Source organism: Streptococcus suis (assembly GCF_002960445.1).
GTDB lineage: Bacteria > Bacillota > Bacilli > Lactobacillales > Streptococcaceae > Streptococcus > Streptococcus hyiners.
Window position 1 is genome coordinate 1 of record NZ_POJD01000245.1, and the last position, 295, is coordinate 295.

General features: G+C 42.4%; 1 protein-coding gene. It reads left to right on the forward strand.

Annotated features, from left to right (window positions below):
* Positions 1 to 295, forward strand: a 295-nt coding sequence (locus C1G53_RS09150) for a polysaccharide deacetylase family protein (protein ID WP_153046694.1), incomplete at both ends; no start/stop codon positions are given.

Genomic DNA, 295 nt, shown 5'->3' on the forward strand with positions numbered 1-295 from the left:
GGATAAGAAACATTTGAGACAGGTCGCTCTAACCTTTGATGATGGACCCAATCCGAACACAACACCGGTAGTTTTAGATTTACTGAAAAAATATAATGCCAAAGCAACTTTCTTTGTTGTTGGTAAGGCTGTAGCTGGGAATGAAGCTATTCTCCGTAGAATGGTAGCAGAAGGGCACGTCATCGCCAACCATACGTGGAATCATCCCAATCTAGTCACTATTTCTGGGGAGCAAGTACAGAGAGAAATTCAAGATACACAGGCAGCTATTACTGAAGCTACAGGTATTGTACCA